The organism is Labrenzia sp. THAF191a (genome assembly GCF_009363335.1).
In the GTDB taxonomy this organism is placed as follows: domain Bacteria; phylum Pseudomonadota; class Alphaproteobacteria; order Rhizobiales; family Stappiaceae; genus Roseibium; species Roseibium algicola.
In genome coordinates this window covers 1715651-1732843 of the sequence record NZ_CP045333.1, presented here as the reverse complement: position 1 = coordinate 1732843, position 17193 = coordinate 1715651, and the positions used below count along the sequence as shown (strand labels likewise).

At 60.0% G+C, this 17193-nt stretch carries 17 protein-coding genes; 15 read left to right on the top strand and 2 right to left on the bottom strand.

What is annotated here, in order from left to right; translation table 11 throughout:
* Positions 1-70 precede the first annotated feature (70 nt).
* The 11 genes from FIV05_RS07980 (at position 71) to FIV05_RS07930 (ending at position 10317) form a co-directional block, all read left to right on the top strand.
* Positions 71-838 carry a heme ABC transporter permease gene (locus FIV05_RS07980; protein ID WP_152509183.1) on the top strand — a complete coding sequence of 256 codons (768 nt, stop codon included), beginning with the start codon at positions 71-73 and terminating at the stop codon, positions 836-838.
* Positions 839-843: 5 nt separating this feature from the next.
* Complete coding sequence (ccmD, locus tag FIV05_RS07975; RefSeq protein WP_152509182.1) at positions 844-1026, top strand: heme exporter protein CcmD; 183 nt, start codon at positions 844-846, stop codon at positions 1024-1026.
* Positions 1023-1643 carry a DsbE family thiol:disulfide interchange protein gene (locus tag FIV05_RS07970; RefSeq protein ID WP_152509181.1) on the top strand — a complete coding sequence of 207 codons (621 nt, stop codon included), beginning with the start codon at positions 1023-1025 and terminating at the stop codon, positions 1641-1643. Before ccmD ends, FIV05_RS07970 begins: the two co-directional genes overlap by 4 nt.
* 163 nt (positions 1644-1806) lie before the next feature.
* Positions 1807-2727 carry an NAD-dependent epimerase/dehydratase family protein gene (locus FIV05_RS07965; RefSeq protein WP_152509180.1) on the top strand — a complete coding sequence of 307 codons (921 nt, stop codon included), beginning with the start codon at positions 1807-1809 and terminating at the stop codon, positions 2725-2727.
* Positions 2728-2885: 158 nt separating this feature from the next.
* Positions 2886-4004 (top strand): acyltransferase, encoded by a 1119-nt coding sequence (locus FIV05_RS07960; protein WP_152509179.1) that lies wholly within the window; start codon positions 2886-2888, stop codon positions 4002-4004.
* A 142-nt stretch (positions 4005-4146) separates the two neighbouring features.
* The gene (locus FIV05_RS07955) at positions 4147-4776 is read left to right on the top strand and encodes a hypothetical protein (protein WP_152509178.1); all 630 of its coding nucleotides are present in this window, start codon (positions 4147-4149) and stop codon (positions 4774-4776) included.
* Between the two features lie 9 nt (positions 4777-4785).
* Positions 4786-5925, top strand: a complete 1140-nt coding sequence (locus FIV05_RS07950; protein WP_152509177.1) for a cyclic nucleotide-binding domain-containing protein — start codon at positions 4786-4788, stop codon at positions 5923-5925.
* A 57-nt stretch (positions 5926-5982) separates the two neighbouring features.
* A complete protein-coding gene (locus FIV05_RS07945) occupies positions 5983-6918 on the top strand; it encodes a fatty acid desaturase (protein ID WP_173013804.1) in 936 nt (311 codons plus the stop codon).
* Positions 6919-6934: 16 nt separating this feature from the next.
* Complete coding sequence (locus FIV05_RS07940) at positions 6935-8167, top strand: cyclopropane-fatty-acyl-phospholipid synthase family protein (protein ID WP_152509175.1); 1233 nt, start codon at positions 6935-6937, stop codon at positions 8165-8167.
* Entirely contained in the window at positions 8164-9381 is a 1218-nt protein-coding gene (locus FIV05_RS07935) for a glycosyltransferase (RefSeq protein WP_152509174.1), read from the top strand. The genes FIV05_RS07940 and FIV05_RS07935 overlap by 4 nt, the downstream gene beginning before the upstream one ends.
* A 3-nt stretch (positions 9382-9384) precedes the next feature.
* The gene (locus tag FIV05_RS07930; protein ID WP_152509173.1) at positions 9385-10317 is read left to right on the top strand and encodes a diacylglycerol kinase family protein; all 933 of its coding nucleotides are present in this window, start codon (positions 9385-9387) and stop codon (positions 10315-10317) included.
* Positions 10318-10332: 15 nt separating this feature from the next.
* Here FIV05_RS07930 and FIV05_RS07925 read toward each other — a convergent pair whose 3' ends face one another.
* Positions 10333-11499, bottom strand: a complete 1167-nt coding sequence (locus FIV05_RS07925) for a hypothetical protein (protein WP_209009901.1) — start codon at positions 11497-11499, stop codon at positions 10333-10335.
* 327 nt (positions 11500-11826) lie between these two features.
* On the opposite strand from FIV05_RS07925, the gene FIV05_RS07920 reads away from it, so the two are divergent.
* The 4 genes from FIV05_RS07920 to FIV05_RS07905 all read left to right on the top strand — a co-directional run bounded on the left by FIV05_RS07920 (position 11827) and on the right by FIV05_RS07905 (position 15657).
* Positions 11827-12600, top strand: coding sequence for a DUF1223 domain-containing protein (locus tag FIV05_RS07920; RefSeq protein ID WP_209009900.1), 774 nt, complete (start codon positions 11827-11829; stop codon positions 12598-12600).
* A 222-nt stretch (positions 12601-12822) separates the two neighbouring features.
* Positions 12823-13716 (top strand): cation diffusion facilitator family transporter, encoded by an 894-nt coding sequence (locus FIV05_RS07915; protein ID WP_209009899.1) that lies wholly within the window; start codon positions 12823-12825, stop codon positions 13714-13716.
* Between the two features lie 362 nt (positions 13717-14078).
* Positions 14079-14903 carry an ABC transporter permease subunit gene (locus tag FIV05_RS07910; protein WP_152509171.1) on the top strand — a complete coding sequence of 275 codons (825 nt, stop codon included), beginning with the start codon at positions 14079-14081 and terminating at the stop codon, positions 14901-14903.
* A gap of 70 nt (positions 14904-14973) precedes the next feature.
* Positions 14974-15657, top strand: coding sequence for an HAD family hydrolase (locus FIV05_RS07905; RefSeq protein WP_152509170.1), 684 nt, complete (start codon positions 14974-14976; stop codon positions 15655-15657).
* An 88-nt stretch (positions 15658-15745) separates the two neighbouring features.
* On the opposite strand, the gene FIV05_RS07900 is transcribed toward FIV05_RS07905, so the two are convergent.
* Positions 15746-16966 carry an ammonium transporter gene (locus FIV05_RS07900; protein WP_152509169.1) on the bottom strand — a complete coding sequence of 407 codons (1221 nt, stop codon included), beginning with the start codon at positions 16964-16966 and terminating at the stop codon, positions 15746-15748.
* Positions 16967-17193 lie beyond the last annotated feature (227 nt).

Here is a 17193-nt window from a genome sequence, read left to right as displayed (position 1 = left end):
ACACCGCGCAATGCACCCTGCGGCATACTCGTCCATTGAAGCGGACAACGCTCTAGATTAGAACGGTTCCATGGCAATTTGGGATTATGCAAATCCGACGCGATTTTTGAGGCTGGTCCAGGTGGTTATGCCCTGGCTTATCGGCTTGTGCGTCATTGCGTTCGCCGCCGGGCTCTACATGAGCTTCTTCGTTGCGCCTGAAGACTATCAGCAGGGCGACACCGTGCGGATCATGTATATTCACGTGCCGGCCGCCTGGCTCAGCATGATGTGCTATTCCGTCATGGCGCTGTCCTCACTTGGCACCCTTGTTTGGAAACACCCGCTGGCGGATGTTTCCGCCAAGAGTGCGGCCCCCATCGGCGCGGCCTTCACCTTCATGGCACTCGTGACCGGATCGCTCTGGGGCAAGCCCATGTGGGGCACCTACTGGGTCTGGGACGCGCGACTGACGTCGGTCCTGGTCCTCCTGATCATGTATCTCGGCCTGATGACGCTCTGGCGCACGATGGAAGACCCGATCAAGGCCGGCAAGGCAGCAGCCGTGCTGACGCTTGTCGGCGCGCTGAACCTGCCGATCATCAAGTTTTCGGTCGACTGGTGGAATACGCTTCACCAGCCGGCCAGCGTCATGCGCATGGACGGCCCGACCATTCATCCGGACATTCTCTGGCCACTGCTGGTCATGGCGATCGCCTTTACGCTGCTGTTCTTCGTGTTGCACCTGATGGCAATGCGTAACGAGATCCTGCGCCGCCGCGTGCGTGCCCTGCGCCTGCGCGCAGCCAGCGCTGCCCAGCCGGGCACAGCGGCAGCCACGGCTCAGCCTGCGGAGTAATTCTCATGGATCTAGGCCCACACGCTGGCTTCATCTGGGCGTCCTACGGCCTTTGCCTGCTCACGGTCATCGGACTGATCGCCTGGGTGCGCATCGACAAGGCCCAACAGGAAAAAGCCCTCAAGGACCTGGCCGCCCGGGGCATTTCCCGCGCCCGGCCGGCCGGTGAAGGAAAAGCAAGCTCATGACGTCCCACGATACCGGTGCCGGCCGGCACGGGCAGCAGACTGCCAAACGCGGTTTCCCGGTTCTGGTGCTGCTGCCCTTGGTGGTGTTTGCAGCGCTCGCCGCCCTGTTCCTGTTTCAGCTGACCCTCGGCGGCGATCCGCAGAAAATTCCCTCCGCACTGATCAACAAGCCGGCGCCGGAATTCGACCTGCCGCCGGTTGAAGGCCTCACCGATGGTGACACCGCCGTTGCCGGGTTCTCCCGTCAGGATCTCATCGGCAAGGTTTCCGTCGTCAATGTGTTTGCATCCTGGTGCGTGCCCTGCCGCCAGGAGCACCCGCTTCTGGAAGAGCTGGCAAAGGTCGAGGGCATCCAGCTTCTCGGTATCAACTACAAGGACAAGCCGGAAAACGCGCGCCGCTTCCTGGGTAGTCTCGGTAATCCGTATCAGCGCGTCGGCGCAGATACCGCTGGCCGCACAGCGATCGAATGGGGTGTCTACGGTGTGCCGGAAACCTTCGTCGTCGATGGGGAAGGCACGATCCGGTACAAGTTCATTGGTCCGCTGAGCCCCGAAACCTATTACGACGTCTTCCTGCCGGAACTGCAGAAGATCATGGACGGCAACAAATCCTGATCTTGCCAACCTTGTGGTGCCTGCCAGTCACCTGCGCAGGCCATTGTCCCCGCTGATTGTTTGCGGTGACAACGGCGAACCGGCGAAGCCCCATTTACAAATCGCCACGGGGCCGTTCTAAAGTCCGGATCATCTTTTTCAGCCGATTCCGGAGAGGCCCGTCTTGAAAGTACTTGTGATCGGCGGCTGCGGGTTCATCGGGTCTCATGTCGTGGACAAGTGCCTTCAGCAAGGCCTGTCGGTGCGGGTCATGGACACCCGGCCGGAACTGTACCGGCCGCCGCTTCCCGGTGTCGACTACGTCTTCCACAGCCTGTCCGATCATCACCGGCTTGCCGACACCCTGTCCGGTGTGGATGCGGTGGTGCATCTGGCCAGCACGACCGTTCCCTCGACCTCGAACCTCGATCCGGCGGCCGACATCTCCGGCAACCTTGTTCCCACGGTTCGTCTTCTGGAAGCCATGCGGGCAAGCGGAACGAGGAAACTCGTCTTCTTTTCCTCCGGTGGCACCGTCTATGGCATCCCGACAAAGGATCCGGTGCCGGAAGATCATCCGCTGAACCCGATCTCATCCTACGGCATCGTCAAGCTGGCGATCGAACAGTACCTGCGCATGGAACAACAGCTCCACGGGCTGGAGTTCGTCGCCCTGCGACCGGCGAACATCTATGGACCGCGCCAGGCACAGGTCGGCCTTCTGGGCGTGATCGGAACCTATCTGCGCAAGGTGGCGGAGGACGCCCCCATCGAAATCTGGGGGGACGGCAGCGTCGTGCGCGACTTCGTTCACGTCGAAGACATTGCCGACCTGTGTCATCGCGCCCTGACCTCCGGCGCGTCCGGCTGCTTCAACGCCGGAAGCGGCGAAGGCACGTCCATCTCGCAGATCGTCGACATCATCGGCCAGACCACAGGTCGCACCCTGGAACCGGTCTACAAGCCGGGCCGCAACTTCGATGTGCCACGGGTGGTGCTGGATATTGCCAGGGCACGAGCGACATTCGGCTGGCAGCCTGCCGTTCCCCTGCGGCGGGGCATCGGAGAAACGTGGGAATGGGTGAAGCAGCACAGCGCACCTTGATGTGCCGTTGGCGCGGGAACCTGCAGAAGATCTTCGACTGACTGAATCGGACCCGCCGCATCAGTTCATTTACCCATAATAAAACCGACGCTGGCATAGATTCCCCGGAAACCTGCGGTCATTAGTGTCCCCGGGTCAATCGAGGGGATGATTTGCGCATGAACGTGACCGACAGCGCGGCAAAGGTTCGACTGGAACAACTGACCGGACTGCGCTTCTTCGCAGCCTTGCTGGTGTTTGGCGTTCATTTCCGCTGGGATACCAGCGGCAACTTCGTCAGGACAATCGCCGAACAGGGCTATGTCGGCGTCTCGTTCTTCTTCATCCTGTCCGGCTTCGTGCTGACGCAATCCTACAAGACGAGAATCCTTGCCGGCGCGATGTCCTTTCGCGACTACTTCCTGCTGCGCATTGCCCGTCTGACACCGCTGCATTTCCTCACCGGATTGCCGTTTCTCTATTTCTCGATCATGCAGGTCGAGGCGATCTACTCGGAAGAATTCAGCGTCATCAAGACGGTTCTGAACCTGACCTACCTGCAGAGCTGGATTCCGGTCTCCTCGATCTATTTCTCTCTCAACGCACCGTCCTGGTCGCTGTCGGATGAAATGTTCTTCTATGTGTGCTTCTTCGGCCTGGTCGCGTTTTCACCGCGAAAGCTCGTGGCGGTGACCCTGGGGCTCGGTGTGGTGGTGTTCGTTTCCGCCTTGCTGGTTCAGGTATTCCTGGGCGATGTGATCTTCTTCGGCAAATACCCGTTCTCGCATTGGCTGTTCTATATCTTTCCCGGCTTCCGAATTCTGGAGTTTCTGGTCGGCATGGTTCTGCATGAGGTCTGGCGTCGCGGCGTCCGGCTGCCCGGCGCAGTGCAGCCACTCAGCTATCTTCTTCTGTTCCTGGCGATGTGGCTGGCACCGGATGTCCCGGATCCCTTCCGCTATTCCCTGTTCTACCTGCCGGTCATCACACTGTTCTTCTATGCACATCTGACGGAAGGCGCCGCACTCACACGGGTGTTTGCAACCCGCCCGCTCGTGCTTCTCGGCAATGCCTCTTTCGCCTTCTACCTGGTTCACCAGCCGTCGCTTCACCTGATGAACATCTTCCTCAGGCCGTCCATACCGGCGGATATCATTTTCTTTCCGGTATCGCTGTGCATTACGGCAGCGTTTTCGATCTTCCTCTACCGCATTTATGAGATGCCGGCGGAGCGCGCGCTGAAATCGTGGGTCAAGGGAAAGCGGTCCGTACCAACACCGAACGAGGCATCGTCCTGACCCGTCAGAATCCGCGTCTCGCGGCGGCAAACCGCTTAACATTATCTCAATGCTGACCGCGGATTATTGCGGTGAACCGGCCAATTTCAGGCCGGATACCGCCAGCCGCCACCGGTCAGATTGGCGCCAACCATGAGTATTCTTGTTGCTTTCCGAACTCGTCCTTTCCGCCCTGACTGATGTAATCCTTGCCTGCGTGCTGTTTTTTCTCGCCGGCCTGAGCCTGCGTCCAGGCATTCAGACCTTCTCGCCCGCCTGGATCTGGAGCCTGACACTGGCATTGATCGGACTTGCCTCGATGCTGGGTGCCATTGACCACGGGTTCTTCGAAACAATCGGTCACGAAGCGCACCGTCCGCTCGTTATCGCAACGCGCATCGTCATCGTTCTGGGCAGTCTCAGCATGATCGTCGCGGCCAGCTTTCAGTATCTGTCCTCGCCGCTTCGCCAGGGATTTGTGGCTGCCGGCGTCCTGGGCGCACTCTGGCCGGTCTTCATGATCCTGACCTCCGACGATTTTCTGTCCGTGATCCTCTATTATTCCGCCGGCCTGATATTCCTGCTGGTGCTGAGCGTTGTCCGGTTCCGCCAGAACAAGGGAACGCTGCCGATGATCGCCGGCATCCTTCTCACGTTGGGCGTATCAGCGATGATCCCGATGCAGAGCCCGGGCTTCTGGGGTCTTGGCCTCTATGGCAGCTACCATGTCCTGCTGATGCCGATCGTCGTGCTTCTGTATTTCGGCGGCCGCTGGTTCAGGACCACGAGGTAGGGTAACCCCATGCGCACGGCTTCCATCCCCGTTGAAGAAAAGGTCCAGGAAACGGAAGATCTTGAAACGATCTTTCATCGGATGACGGAGTTCATGCCGCAGCGGGTCGCCGATGCGGTGCGGGCGGCCTCGCGCAGGGTGCCGGTCGCGGCGCATCAGGACGTCATCGTCGAGGGCGAGACAAGCGACGGGCTCTACATCGTTCTCGAAGGCACCTTCGGCATCTATCGCAAGGGCGACGGAACAGCCTCGGACCACCGTGTTGCGGAAATTGGGCCAGGGCAGCCTTTCGGCGAAATGGCACTTCTTGACGGTGAACCACGCTCTGCAACCGTGCGTGCCGAAACAGCCGGTGCCGTGCTTGAAATCGAGCCGGAGCGGATCCTCGAACTGGCCGACGGCGAAGCCAGGCTTGCAGAGTTCAAGGGGGCTCTGGCGTCCTTCGTGACACGTCGCATGCGCGCCTCCACGCAGGAGCATGTCGCGGCCCTGCAGCGTGAACTGGACCTCCGGAACGAACAGCAGCAGTTCGGCAAGTTTTTCGTCTATTCGCTGATCATGATGTCCATCGGCACGCTGGTGAACAACGTCCTGGCGCGGACGATCGTCAACGTGGACGTCTATACCGAAGTCTTCGCCTGGCAGTATCTCGCCATCCTGATGGTGCCAAGCCTCTTTGTCATCCGGCACATGGGCATCTCGATTTCGGCGCTCGGGCTGACAACCGTCGGCCTGAAGAAGTCCCTGATCGAGGGCGCGATCATTTCGGTCGGGCTTTGCATCTTTGCCTGGGGACTGGCGGCAGTGCTCAAATATTTCGGCGCGCTGCCCGGCAAGCCACTGCCCTTCAACCTGCTGGGCACGCTGAGCTACTTTCTTCACAGCGCCCTGCAGGAAATCATCGCCAGAGGCTTTCTGCAGTCTTCCTTCCAGCGTTTCCTGGGAGACCAGGGCAAATGGCGGTCGGTCCTTCTCGCCTCGGTGCTGTTCGGAATGTTCCACCTTCATTTCGGCATTCCGGCCGTGCTGATGACAATCGGCACCGGATTTATCTTCGGCTGGATCTACATCAGGCATCAGAACATCGCCGGTGTGATCCTGATTCACTACATGATGGGTGTCGCGGCCTTCAATACAGGCTTGATCTGAGACGCAAGCCTAAGCTAGTGCTGCTTGCTCGACCCTATCGCTGCAGGTTGGAACGACATGATTGCCCGTGACTATTTCATACCGCGACCAGCCATCTATTATCGCGATTTCTGCTTTTATCTGGCGCTTTTTGTCGTCGGGTTTGCGTGGGGTCTGAACGCCTCCTGGCCGACGGTTATCCTGCCCTGGCTGCTGGCGACATTCGGCCTGCACCGCGCGGGCCTTTTCTGCCACGAAATCGTTCACATCAAGGACGAGAAGCTGCGCGGTTTCCGGGCGCTCTACACCTGGACCGTGGCACTCATCGTTATGGTTCCGCCGCTTCGGTTTCAACTGCCTCATCTGGCCCATCATCGGCTCGGCATTTTCGGAACGCCCGAGGATCCGCAATACCCGCTGGTGCGCGGCAATGCGTTTGCCATGGCCATGGTTCTGCTCGTGATCCCCTTTGTGGTGCCCTTTACCAACCTTCTGATGACGGTGACCGCCGCGCTCGGTGCGTTCCGGGTCGAAGCTGCGCTCGATCGCTGGGCGACGGAGAAACTCGGCTTTTCGCTCAGCTCCACCCTGACATCGGAACAGCAGGCCGAAGTAAGCCGGCATGCCCGGGTCACGCTCGCGCTCTTCATTGCTGCAATCATCTTCTTCCCCGCGGCGCTGCCTTTCTATTATGCCGTCCTGGTTCTGGGCTGGGCGCTTTTGACCGCGCGCATTCCGCTGGAACATGAACTGGAACGCCTGGCCGAAACCTCCGGACGGGAAGACCAGATGATCGACAGCTTCACGATCGAGTCTCCGCTGGCCCTGATCGTGCAGCCGGTCGGGTTCCGCTTTCATACGGCGCATCACATGTATCCCGGGGTGCCTTATCACAATCTGCCCGCGCTCCACGAGGAGCTGAAGCGCACCATTCCCGAGTACCGGGACAGCATCATTTCGCTTTGGACTGCGATCAGCGGACCCAAACGCCGTCCTGCAAATTCTCTTCATTGATTTAGAAAGCCCGCCGATGAAAGACGTTATCCGCCAGCTCGCAGAAGCCATGTCTGCGGCCTCTCCCGATGCGCAGTTCGAGGTCCGCTACTGGGACGGAACCGGCTTCTCCATCGGGACCGAGCCCGAGTTCATTCTGCATTTCAAGAACGAGCGGGCTCTCTCCAGGGTGCTTTCGGATGCCTTCATGGGCTTTGGCGAGAGCTACATGCTGGGCGATATCGAGGTGGAAGGCGACATCAAGAAGCTCTTCTACCTGGGCTTTGCCATCGATTTCGCGGAACGGCCCATGTCGTTGATGCTGCGGATCAAACTGGCCTTCCACTTCTTGCGCGCACGCAACACCATTGCCCGCTCGCGCGAGAACATTTCCTTCAGCTACGACATCGGCAACGATTTCTACGAGATCCTGCTCGGAAAGGGCATGATCTACACCTGCGCCTATTTCACTTCGCCCGACAACACGCTGGATGAAGCACAGAACAACAAGCTGGAACTGGTTTGCCGCAAGCTGTGCCTGAAGCCGGGCGAACATGTTGCCGATCTCGGTTGCGGCTGGGGCGGCTTCCTGATGTATGCCGCCGAAAACTACGGCATCACGGGCGTAGGCTTCACCATTTCGGCAGAACAGCGCGACTATGCGATTCAGAAGATCGCCGAGCGCGGCCTCTCCGACAAGATCGAGATCCGCCTGCAGGACGCCCGCGAAGCGGACGGCCTTTACGACAAGGTTGCCTCGATCGGCATGGTCGAACACATGGGCAATGCCCAGATCGCACCGGTCTTCGAACGGATCGCGCACATTCTCAAGCCGCAGGGCCTTGCCTTCGTCCACACGATCGGCAACGAAATCCCCCGGCCGGTCGACCCCTGGATCGACAAATACATCTTCCCGGGAACTCAGGCATCGCCGCTGACGACCATGGTCGAGGCTGCCGGCAACAATGATCTCTACATGATCGACCTTGAGAATATCCGGCTGCACTATCCGCCGACGGTCAAATACTGGCTCGCCAATTTCGACGCCAATATCGACCGTATCCGCGAAATGTATGACGACACCTTCGTCAGAAGTTTCCGGCTGTATCTGGAAGTCGCAAGTTCCTCCTTCAGCTGGGGCGACAACCGGCTGTACCATCTGCTGATGACCAGGGGCCTGAAAAACGATGTCCCGATGACCCGGGAGCATCTGGTTCTGCCGAAGTCCGGCTCTTCCCCGGCCGGTACATCCTCAGAAGGTGGTGCATGACGGAACCCGTCCATGTGGCAGTGATCTATACGGATGCAGGCGGTGGCCACAGGGCCAGCGCCTTCGCCCTGAAAGCATGCCTCGAAGGGTCCGGCAGATACCGGGTCAGCCTCATAAATCCCTATACCTCGCTGATCCCGCATCTCGACCTCTTCAGCTGCTTCGGATCACGCACAGGCGAGAATATCTACAACGAGGTCATCTTGCGTCAGGGACGTACCGGCCTCACCTGCTGGCTGTTTTATGCAGCCTTGCGCCTGAACTACGTCTTCTGCGAACCGCCGGCCATCAGTATTCTTGCCCGGCATTTCGAGGACATTCGCCCGGACATCGTGCTGTCGGTCATGCCGCTCGGCAACCGGGTGATGCTGGAGGCGCTGAAACGCTACCGCGCTGGCATAACGGAAGGCCCGCTGCCGGAAGGCGCAGTCATGATCACGGACTGGGCAGAGCTGGCGAAAGGTGTCTGGTTTCCCAACCGGGCCGACTACCACGCAATTTGTGGCACGCAGGACGCCCTGCGGAATGCCGAAAAACTGCCGAAGCTTGCCGGCAAGATCCATGCTATGGGCGGCTTGCTGATCCGGCCGGAATTCACCGACCCCACCCAACGCTCCAGCCGGGAAGCGCTGAACCTCGATCCTTCCAGACCTGTCGTGACCGTGCTCTATGGTGCCCAGGGCAGCATGCGCATGATCGAACTGGCAACCGCGATGCGCGACATCCCGCATAACGCCCAGGCGGTGTTTCTTTGCGGCCGGAACGAAGCGCTTGCCGATCAGCTGCGCGCCATGGACCTGCCGTTTCCGGTCCAGGTTCTCGGGTTTACCGACAAGGTCGCCCAGTATCTTTCCGCCAGCGATCTCTTCATCGGCAAGCCGGGTCCGGGCAGCACCAGCGAAGCCATGGCACTTGGCGTATCCATGCTGCTCGACAAAAGCCTGGCGCTGCCGCAGGAAGCTGCCGTCCTGCGCCACGTGACGAAGACGGGAACCGGACTGGCCTTTTCGACGGCCTCCGATTTCGGCGAGAGTTTCAAGGCGGCCATGTCCGCCATCGAGAGCTGCCAGGCGCGGCAACCGGTTGCCGCCAACACATCGCCCGTCGACATTCTTGAGATCATGGACCGCATCGGCGCTTCCCGTGTTCCGGCAGCAGGCTCCTTGCAGCCGGCCGGTGAATTGCCGCGCGCCCGGCACGTGTCCAGAGCCTGACCGATGCCTGAGGACGATCAGGGCCCTGTGACGGGCGGCAGCCGCCCTCAAGAGCACAGCCTGAAGATCAGGATCGTCTACAATCCCCGCACGGGCCGCAAGCGCGAGAAGCGCTTCAAGGCGGTATTGGCGCTGCTTGAGGCAGGCGGCCACACGAGCGAAATCCTGATCACGACAAAGGCGGGCGATGCCGCCGGTTTCGTTCGGGAAACGACTTCCGACGACGTCGATATCCTGGCAATCGCCGGCGGCGATGGCACGATCAATGATGCAATCCAGGGAGCCGGCCCGCAGACGCCGCCTCTGGGGCTCATACCGCTCGGCACGGCGAATGTGCTGGCGCACGAACTCGGCATCGGCACGGATCCACACCGGATCGCGAACTGCCTTGTGGAAGCGCGTATCCTTAAGATCCGGCCGGGCCAGGTCAACGGGCACCGCTTCATGATGATGGCCGGCATCGGGCTGGACGCCCAGGTTGTTTCGGATCTCAGCCGCGCCACCAAGACCCGCTTCGGCAAGGCCGCCTATCTGATCGAAGTTTTCCGGACACTGCGGCGATGGACCTGCCCGCCGGTGGACGTCCGGCTGGACGGTGAGCCCGAAAGGGCAGCGACACTGATCGTCAGCCGAGGCAAACGATATGGCGGGACATTTGTCCTCGCACCGAATTGCGACCTCGCCAACCCGTCTTTTTGCGCAACGATATTTCCTCCAGGCAGCGCTCTTTCTGTCTTCGGACGCTTTCTGCTGATACCGGCAGGCCTGCTCCTGCGGCTTGGTCTCGTTGCCCAACAGCCGGCCAGAACAGTCGATATCCTGGGTCCCCTGGGCGACCCGATACAGGCCGACGGCGACATCGTCGCGCATGCCCCTGCGCAGATCTCGGTTTGCGAGCAGCCGATACGCCTGTGCGTCCCGGTGTCCCGGCGATAATACGAGCCTTTAAGATCAATCTTTGCTTTCCAGCCCGGCAAGATGGACCAGCCGGCGGCAGGCGCTCATCCAGTCGAAGTCTTCGCGCGCGGCAACGGGCGGCTCCGGCACAGTCGTCAACGCATACTCCAGCGCCTCGAGAGCCCCTTCCAGCTCGGTGTAGAAATGGGCGTTGGGATAGGCCTTGTAGGGAAGGTTGCCCGGACAGTCCGGCAGGATGACATGGCGGCCGGCAACCAGCGCATCGGCGGTTGCGGTGCACAGGATTTCGCTGCGTGAAGGGTTCACCATCACCCGGTATCGTCCGATATCGGACCAGAACCGCCGGTTCGGTCCGAAGAACCGCAAATCCGCGCCTTCCTCTCGTGCAAAGGCACGAAACTCTGCTTCATCGCGCCCGCCGCCGATGACATCGATGGGCCTTTTGGCACGGGCAGCGATGCGGGCAAGGTCGTCCAGGCCTTTCTCCCAGAGAAACGCTCCGAGAAAATAGATCCCTTCGGTTTCCTGCGTAACGAGAGGCACCTGCGCGTAACCGGGCATGACACCGGTCACCCGTTCCACAGGCATTGTGATACCCGGCAGGGTGAGGGCGGGCGACAGGCTGAGGGGCAGATCGATGCGCAGCCGCAGGGCGCGGCCGTGAAGAAAGGACACCAGCCGGGCGAGGCTGTTTGGAAACGGCAGCCCGGACATGCGGATGTAGGTTTCATAATCCGTCATGCTGAGGCCGATCGTCTTGTCCGCCCGGATGCCTCTGCGCCCGGTCGTTACCGGATACCAGCACAGATGCTCCGGCTCACTCGCGATCAGGCACCGGGCCGGCGGCGCGGCGCGGTAGACGTCTTCCATCGGCACGATCGACCCCATGCCTGCCACAAACCTTGCCCGATAAGGCCGGCATTCCGGCAATTTGTAGGGTCCGAATGCTTCAAGTTCCGTCCGGAGCCAGTCGACCTGCTCGTCAAAATCGACGAAGCGCGTCTCGCCCCACAACCGTTGCTGCGAAGCCTCATCCAGCCAGGGAAGTACATAGACAACCCGATAGCCAAGCGTAGCCAACCCGCAGGCGTGCCACAGCGAGATGAAGGACGGTCCGGTCATCCACGGCAGGGCGGCGCTCGTCAGAACCGCAAAGTCATGGATCTCTTGACCTTTGGTACGTTCGCCAGACAGGGGCACTTGTCTCCGGTTTCAACAGCCAGAACCACGGGCAACGATCTGCCAGCGCCCTGAAGCGAAGGAGGCGACAGGCTGGCGCGAGACACCAGAACACATGATTCTCCCCCCGAGACAATCCACCATCGCAGGTCAGGAAAGCCAGACAGGCCAGAACGCTAACGCCCGTTTCGGCCCGTATTTTCCACAGGACGCCTGACACGCCAAATGGTGAGGCCTTGTCACAAACGCGCGAATGAGGCCGTCTAAGACGAAAGTCACCCGCTCGTGACTTTCGGTTGAGTGCTCCATTGCATATTTTAGGGGCAATCGAACAAGGAATTGAGCCAAATGGTGGGATCGTTTTCCCGGAGGGCCGGCAAGGCCCTCCGCACCGCGCTTATTGTAACCGGCGGAATAGTTGCCCTGGCAGCGCCAATCAACGGCGCGCAGGCGCAACCCGAAAAAGTCATCGAACTGTTTACCAGCCAGGGCTGCTCCTCGTGCCCGCCAGCCGATCGGCTGGCGGAAAAGCTGGTGCAGGAAGACAACAACGTCCTGACCATGGTGATGCCCGTAGACTACTGGGATTATCTCGGCTGGAAGGACACGCTGGCAAGTCCCGTCAACTCGCAGCGTCAACGGGCCTATGCCGCGCGGCGCGGTGACCGGTCGGTCTACACCCCGCAAATGGTGATCAACGGCGAGGAACACGTCGTCGGCAGCCGCGAGGGCGATGTCCGGGCAGCACTGGCACGCACCGACCCCTTTACCGCAACGATCGACCTGAAGATTACCGACATGGTCGTCCAGGCAACGGTCAACGGCTCCCTGCCCAAGGGCTTCAACATGGCGACCGTCTATTTCCTGCGCATGCAGGATGAAGCTCTGGTTGATATCGGCCGTGGCGAAAACGCGGGCCGCAAGGTGCGTTACGTCAACGTGGTGCGCAATCTGCAGCCGATGGGGATGTGGTCCGGCGGCCAGGAGACATTCCGCATGCCGAAGTCCAAACTGATGCTGAAAGGTGACGCCCGCTGCGCAGTTGTCGTGCAGCTTGAAAATCCCGACGGGCCCGGCCGGATCATCGGCGCGGCAACCATGAACAAGAGCGGCGGTCTATGAACCGCCGCTGTGGTGTGGCCAAATATCAATTCCCTCTGAAAAACGAGCCCACCGGCTTCAAAGCCGGGTTGTAACCCCCGAGAAAACTGCTACCCCTTGCCCCGTTCGGCCACCCCTTGAACCGTGAACGCCTTGTTGGCGCACGGTTTGCAAGACCCAGTGGCCGGTCAGGTTCTCTGCTTTGCCGGCGTCTGGTGAAGCAAATCGGTCCTGGGGGAATGCATGAAGTTGAAGCGCAGGCTTCAGATAGCCTTTTTGAGCATCGTTTTCGGCTTGATCGTTCTCGGTCTCAAGATCGGCGCCTATCTGCTGACCGGCTCCATAGCGCTTTATTCCGACGCGTTGGAAACGACGGTCAATATCGCGTCGGCCATCGCAACGCTTGCAGCCGTCTGGTTCGCGGCCAAACCCGCCGACAGCAACCACCCCTACGGACACGACAAGGTTGAGTATTTCGCGGCGGTTCTCGTCGGCGTGATGATCGTGCTTGCCGCCCTGTCGATTTTCCGCGCGGCTTGGCTCGGCTTCATCAGCGGCGACAGTCCGGAATATTCGCCAGCCGGTATCGGCATGAACCTGCTTGCCGCCGTCATCAACGGCGCCTGGGCGCGATACCTGATGAAATACGGCAAACACGCAAGATCACCTGCCCTTGTTGCGGACGGCAAGCACCTGATGACCGATGTGGTCAGCTCCGTCGGGGTTCTGGGCGGCGTTGTGCTGGTGATGCTCACCGGCTGGAAAGTCATGGATCCCGCGCTTGCGGTTCTTGTCGGCCTCACCGTTCTCTGGTCCGGCTGGGGCCTCGTCAAGGAATCCGTCGGCGGACTGATGGACGAGGCCGCCTCGCACGACACATTGGACAAGATCCGTGTTCTGATTTCCGAACATGGCGAAGGTGCCCTGGAGGCACACGACCTGCGCACTCGCATTGCCGGCAAATCCACCTTCATCGATTTTCACCTGGTGGTGCCGGGCGAAATGTCCGTCGACAAGGCACATGAGATCTGCGACCGGATCGAGATTGCCATCGTCGAAGATGTCCCCGGAGCCCGGATCACCATTCACGTCGAGCCGGAACACAAAGCCAAGCATTCGGGCATTGTGGTGCTCTAGGCCAGCGTTCAAAAATAATAGCGTTAGCGGCCGATACGTGCCGTTTTGTTATCTTTAACGACACCGGATATCTGAACGCACCTCATGCACCAGCACCTTTTTCAGCTCATGCTGCTTGCCAGGCCTACCCTTGGGCGCGCCCACGGACTGGCCGAAATCCAGCTTGCCCTTGCCTGTGACTAACCATAATACTCTGCAACCGGCGATCCTCGCCGCCGTCTCACTGACGGGTCAGCACCGGGCAAATGCTCAATTCGGAACTGTTTTGGCGTGCCAAACCGGCAACTTCGAAACATCTGCATTCCGTCCTCGCAGCTCTTCCGCCCCGGTTACTTCGGAACGATTTGAGGAACCAGTCTCATATGCCCAACTGGCGGCGCTGGCATGCCCAGCTTCTTGATCATCTGATCCTGATCGGCGGCGCCCTTGTGATGACGCTACCTGTCTATTCGATCTTCGCCGCAACCACCCATGAGGGCGGAAGGGTTCGGCCAAGGCTCGATCTGGGCGGCGGCACGCTGGAAAACTATGGACACTTTCTGCAGACCGGCGCGGGCTTTTCCGGTGACGTCACAGCATTGTCGATGATGTGGAATTCCTTCCTGCTGGGCGCTGGATTTGCGACCCTGAAGGTCGTTCTGTCCCTCATGACAGCCTATGCACTGATCTATTTCCGGGTCCGCTTTGCCAGCGCCATCTTCGCCGTGCTTCTGCTGACCCTGTTATTGCCTCTGGAATCCCGGTTCCTGCCGACCTATGCCGTGACCGTCGAACTTGGCCTCGTCAACACGCGTGCGGGCCTCATCCTGCCGCTGGTCGCCTCCGGCCTTGGGACGCTGTTCTTCCGCCAGTTCCTGATGACGGTTCCGGACGCGCTGCTGGAATCGGCCAGGATCGACGGCGCTGGTCCGCTGAAGTTCTTCAAGGACATTCTAGTTCCCCTGTCGTTGCCGACAGCGGCCGCCCTGTTCCTGGTGATGTTCGTAAATGGCTGGAACCAGTATCTGTGGCCGGTAATGGTTACTTCGGAGGAAAGCACTTACACCTTGGTGCGTGGCATGCAGTTTTTCGGCAATTCCAGCCTGCGCGGACTGATGCTGGCGGTACTCGCGTTCGTGCCTCCGGCCCTGCTTGTCATATTGTTTCAACGACAAGTCGTTAAAGGCCTGTTCGACGGCTCACACTGACGACATCCGGCATTGAAACCGGCGGTCCCTGCCCCAATTTTTCCAGAACGACCCGAAAGGCACCTCATCCATGGCATTTGAAGCGATCCTGTTCGACTGTGACGGCGTTCTGGTGGATTCGGAAATCATCTATGTCGATGTCGAACGCGAACATCTGGCCCGGATCGGCCTGAAGTACGAGCTTCATGAGTATATGGACCGGTTCCAGGGCCTGGGCAGCACGGATTTCTGGGCGGCACTCGACGTGGATTACCAGACCCTTGGCAAGGGACCGCTGCCTGAAACATTCGGACCGGATCTGGACGCTGCCACCCAGGCGCGGATCGACCGCGAACTGGCGGAAATCAAGGGCATCAAACAGCTGCTGGCAGCCCATGACGGCCCTCGTGCCGTCGCCTCCTCCTCCCGCCTGCACCGGCTGACCCACAAGCTTCAACACACAGGGCTCTTCTCTTATTTCGAGCCGCATATCTATTCAGGCGAGCAGGTGACCAACGGCAAACCCGCGCCCGATCTGTTTTTGTTCGCGGCGGATAAACTGGGCGTGGACCCGAAAGCCGCGCTCGTCGTGGAAGACAGTGTCAACGGCGTGAAGGCGGGCCTTGCGGCCGGCATGACGGTTTGGGGTTTTGTCGGCGGCGGTCATTGTCACGATGGCCACGCGGAACAACTGCTTGGTGCCGGTGCACATCGGGTTGTCGACAGCCACGACAACCTGGCCGCGCTGCTGATCAGTGAAAGCACCGCAGCCTGAGGCTGTTTTGGGTCGATCCAAAAATCTGACAGAACCCGAATGCTCCTGAGAGATCCGCGCGCCGTTAGCCGGCGCGCGGCAGGCCATTCTAGCGCCCGAGATCGTGTTCCGGATTTGCGCTGATCTTGTGGATCGAAAGATCCGCCCCGCGGTGCTCGTCTTCCTGAGACAGCCTCAGACCCATCGTCGCTTTCAGGATACCATAGACGGCAAGACCCGCCCCAAGGGCGTAGACCGCCCCCAGGACCGTACCGATAACCTGCGAAACGGGAGATACACCGCCAAGGCCGCCCAGGGCCTCGAGCCCGAAGAAGCCAGCGGCGATACCACCCCACGCTCCGCAGATGCCATGCAGCGGCCAGACACCCAGAACGTCGTCGATTTTCAACTTGTTCTGGCAGATCTCGAAACCGATTACGAAGACGCCGCCGGCGACGCCTCCAACAATCAGGCTGCCAATCGGGTGCATGACGTCCGAACCGGCGCAGACGGCAACGAGACCGGCCAGCGCACCGTTGTGCACGAAGCCCGGATCATTCCGGCCGACAACCAGCGCCACAAGAATTCCGCCAACCATGGCCATCAACGAGTTGATCGCCACGAGACCGGAAATGCTCTCAAGAGAGGCAGCCGTCATCACGTTGAAACCGAACCAGCCGACACAAAGCATCCAGGATCCCATGGCGAGCCAGGGCAGCGATGAAGGCGGAATACCGACGGGACGGCCGTTGCGGTCGTAACGGCCCATGCGAGCACCCAGCAGCAGAACGGCGCCGAGCGCGATCCAGCCGCCGACCGCATGCACCACCACGGAACCCGCAAAGTCATGGAATGGCGCGCCGAAGGTCGCTTCCAGCCAGCCCTGGAAACCGAAATTGCCGTTCCAGACCAGACCCTCGAACAACGGATAGACGATGCCGACCAGCGCAACGGTGGCCAGGCATTGCGGCCAGAACTTCATGCGTTCCGCGATGCCGCCGGAGATGATCGCCGGAATTGCGGCGGCAAATGTTGTGAGGAAGAAGAACTTCACCAGGCTCAGACCCTGAAGTTCGAAGCCTTCACCACCACCTGACAAGGTCGCCGCGTTCACCAGGAACGTGGTGCCGTAGGCAACGGCATATCCGACAAAGAAATACGCCACTGTCGACAGGGCAAAGTCGACAAGGATTTTTACCAGCGCGTTGACCTGGTTCTTTTGCCGGACGGTGCCGACTTCCAGAAAAGCGAAGCCGCCGTGCATGGCGAAAACGAGAATAGCTCCCACAAGGACGAAAAAGACGTCCGCCCCGACCCCGGTTTCATTCATTTTTGACCCCCAGATAGGCAATTTGCCGTTTGTTTTTGCGTTTCGGAGCGCGCAGCATTCAAACTGCATGCCAAACGGGCAAAAGCTCAAAAAAGACCCGGAAATCAGCCGATATTTTAATCGAAACTTTCGGAGACTTCACCGAAGAGAGTGTGTAGATCGATTATTTTATAATCATTCGCAAATTTTTTAGGCAAAAACAGAAACTCTGGGCACCTGACCAAAAA